This is a genomic window from Streptomyces sp. NPDC094143, assembly GCF_040303825.1.
Taxonomy (GTDB): domain Bacteria; phylum Actinomycetota; class Actinomycetes; order Streptomycetales; family Streptomycetaceae; genus Streptomyces.
Genome location: NZ_JBEOTZ010000108.1, coordinates 1 through 3061, shown reverse-complemented (window position 1 = coordinate 3061; position 3061 = coordinate 1). Strand labels below are relative to the sequence as shown.

Below are 3061 nucleotides of genomic sequence, written 5' to 3'. Positions count from 1 at the left end.
GGTACCCCATCGCTGCGCGATGGGCAAACGAACACCCGCGCTGCGCGCGGGTGTTGCGCTCACGCTCCGCGTGAGCGCTGCTGCTCGCTGCGCGAGCAGCCCACCGGCCTTGCTGCGCAAGGCCGGTGACGCTCCGTCCGCTGCGCTCCCGGAGCTGCGGGGCCTACGGCCCCGCGCGGGTGGCCTACGCTGCGCTCCAGCCACCCGGGCCGCTACGCGGCCAACAGGCCGGCCCCGCTGCGCGGTGCGGCCAACGGGCCTTCGGCCCGGGCAGCGAGGGGAGGGGGTGGCCGGGGTGGGTGAGCCTGCATCAGGTGATGCAGCATGTAGCTTTGGCAGAACCAGCCCACCCCCGTGCTTCAAACTGTATCCCCGGATGGACTCTGGAACCAGCCCCCCACCCCCAAACCCCTACCGAGCACGCTCGATGTGGGCCACCCAGGTAACGGCCTGTACTTTGCTGGGGATTTCTCCGATTTCTTGTGCTGCGGTGCGGTAGCAGTCCGCGAGCACGTTGTAGCGGCCGACCGCTCCCAATCCTCTATCCCGCTGGCCGTAGACTTCGCGCACGGCGGGTTTTGGGCAGCAGGAAGTTACAGGTTTTCTTCTCGCCACCAGGCAATGATCGTGAGCCCTGACATCTGTCAGGATCTCGTTTGGCTGCCTGTCTCCTACCCTTTCGCGCAGGACGCCCAGCACAGGGCGCAATAGAAGGGCAAGCCATGAAGAAACTCTGGAAACACGCATTCGTCACCGGAGCGGCGGGGATCACTCTCGCCGGCGGAGTGGGTCTCGCGACTGCCTCACCCGCGGCGGCTGCGGAGCCTAACGTGCTGCAGTGCAGCACCTGGATCGCGAACGATGTGGCCTATGGCCAGTGCCACAACCCCGGGACGCAGATGCACGCATTCTCCGTACGCGCCATCTGCGGCTGGGCCCCCGACGCCTACACGAACTGGGTGTATGTGTGGCCGGGCACCACCCAATACACGGGTATCGGCTGCGGGCCGTTGAGCACCGGCGTCGGCGGCGTGGCGATCGAGTACGGCGGCTGAGCGCCCCGAGACGGCCACCTCTGATGACCATTCACGTTCTTATGATGCGGGGGATGGTCTGAGCGAAGATTTCCCTCTGAAAGCTTGCCAGCTCTTTTAGACATGGTCCGGGGGCGGTTCTACTGCCCCCGGACCATGTTCTGCCGGGTTACTTGCCCTTGCCTGCCTTAAGGTCCCGCTGGGTCTTCACGTGGCGCTCGTAGGCGGCCCTGAGGGCGGTTGCGCGGCGTGTGGCGGCCGGGCAGGGCTCCAGGATGCTGCGGGCGTGGATGGCGGCGGACATGTGCGCCTTGCCGTCCAGGGCGGCCTGGATGGAGGTGAGGACGTCCAGGCATGCGTCGACGTCCATCGGGTGCTTGTCGCGGGGGAAGGGCGGGCAGGGGCAGCTGCTGGTGCGCAGGGCGGCGAGGTCGCTGAGCGCCTGGGCGTGCTCGGAGACGGGCTTGCAGCCGGGGTGACGGGTGATGGGGCGGGGGATGCCGTCGCTGTTACGGCCGCGGAGGTGGCTCCAGAAGCGGCGGCCCTTCCAGCCGCACAGGCGGCACTGCATCAGCCAGGGCTGATCGGCGCCGGGGTAACCCTCCAGCGGCCTCCAGCCGAGCTCTGCGAGCCGGGCCATGGCCTCGGCGGCGCGGACCAGATTGGCCAGGCTCAGGCGCAGCTGTGGCACGAGGTGGGAGTAGGAGCGGGTGGCGCGCAGGCCTTCGATGGGGCTGGCCGGGGTGCGGGGTGCCGGGGCGGGGCCGGTGGGGCGGTTGCCCTGGTCGATGAGGGTGACGAGGTGGGCGGCGGCCTGGTGCCGGTCGGCGGCGCGCTGGACGGGGTGGCCGGGCATGGTGGCGTACCAGCTGCCGTGACGGCGGTGGACGGTTCCGGCCGGGATCTCATCGACGGTGACGGGGTAGAAGCCCTCTTCGTCGCGCTTGCCGAGCACGTAACGCTGCTGCGTTTCCATTCGTGTTCTCTTTTCGAGTGTTGGGACTTTGGGTGTCGATTGGGTGCCACTCCCTACCGGCAAGAAAAGACTATCCAATTCCTCACTCGTGATCAATTGAAAGAGGGTCGAGAATGGCCCCTTTGGGTGTGTTCCTTTTCTCGTTGAATATGCTTCCTCCATTTCCTTTTCCGGGGTAGGCGGGCCGGGGCGCGGTGCCGGTCGCCGCTCCCGGCGGCGCGCAGCGCTGTCGGTGCCCGGCGCCGCGCAGCGGGGTCGGCAAGGGGGCCTTGGCCCCCGCAGCACGCGTGGGGCGCGCAGCGCCCGCAGGGGCCGCGCAGCGAGGGCGGGAGCGCAGCGGACGCCCGGTGCCCCTGCCGCGTGGCAGGCGGCGGCCGGTGCCGCGCCCCGGCCCACCCACCCCGGAAAAGAGGGCTGTGCTGCGCTCTGGCGCCTTGCTGCGCCCCGGCTGGAGAAGGTGCCCTGCTGCTCGTCGTGGGGGCCCGTGGCGGATGTCCAGGCGTCCCGTGAGCCGCGGGGCGTGGGCAGCCCAACAGGGGGTGCGGGCGGGATATGCTGAGGTGGAGTTCCTCTTCGTGAGGGTCTTTGGTTGGCCGGTGCCCTTGCCACCCGCTTCGGCGGATTGGGCGCCGGCCGCTTTCATTTGGGGCCTGTCACCCGCGCCGCTGAGGAGTCGGCGAGTGCGCGGCGCGCAGGCCTGGCTGTGGCCACTGGTACATGCGGACGGACACGCTCGCGTCGCCGCGCAGATCGACCTCGACTTGGTAGTGGACCGTCCCGTCAGCCCAGTCCTGACGGGCCAGGACAGGCGCGTATCGCCACTTCCCGTGTGACCAGACGGCGAGGGCAGGCCGATCTCCCGGCGGCCAGGTCGTCACCCTGGGCTGCGGCCCGTCGCCAGGCCTCCAACGGCGGGAGACGACCGGCTCCGGGATCTGCTCTGCACTCACACACTGAGCTTGTTCTTTAACCTTTCATCCGTTGTAGGGCGGTAAGGGTCTTCTCCCGGCGGACGGTTTTGCCCACGTCGTAGCGGGGTGCCCGGTGTCTG

General features: G+C 69.1%; 3 protein-coding genes. 1 reads left to right on the top strand and 2 read right to left on the bottom strand.

Features of this window, described 5'->3' with window-relative positions; genetic code table 11:
* Positions 1 to 411: 411 nt before the first annotated feature.
* A complete protein-coding gene (locus ABTZ58_RS40455) occupies positions 412 to 747 on the bottom strand; it encodes a DUF7178 family protein (protein ID WP_502996224.1) in 336 nt (111 codons plus the stop codon).
* Here ABTZ58_RS40455 and ABTZ58_RS39900 point away from each other — a divergent pair.
* Positions 723 to 1055, top strand: coding sequence for a hypothetical protein (locus ABTZ58_RS39900; RefSeq protein WP_351368374.1), 333 nt, complete (start codon positions 723 to 725; stop codon positions 1053 to 1055). The genes ABTZ58_RS40455 and ABTZ58_RS39900 overlap by 25 nt on opposite strands.
* Before the next feature lie 148 nt (positions 1056 to 1203).
* On the opposite strand, the gene ABTZ58_RS39895 is transcribed toward ABTZ58_RS39900, so the two are convergent.
* A complete protein-coding gene (locus tag ABTZ58_RS39895) occupies positions 1204 to 2010 on the bottom strand; it encodes a hypothetical protein (RefSeq protein ID WP_351368371.1) in 807 nt (268 codons plus the stop codon).
* Between the last annotated feature and the right edge of the window lie 1051 nt (positions 2011 to 3061).

Coding starts and splice junctions, on each gene's coding strand:
- ABTZ58_RS39900 (WP_351368374.1), top strand. CDS start 723: ATGAAGAAACTCTGGAAACACGCATTCGTCACCGGAGCGGCGGGGATC.
- ABTZ58_RS40455 (WP_502996224.1), bottom strand. CDS start 747: ATGCGTGTTTCCAGAGTTTCTTCATGGCTTGCCCTTCTATTGCGCCCT.
- ABTZ58_RS39895 (WP_351368371.1), bottom strand. CDS start 2,010: ATGGAAACGCAGCAGCGTTACGTGCTCGGCAAGCGCGACGAAGAGGGC.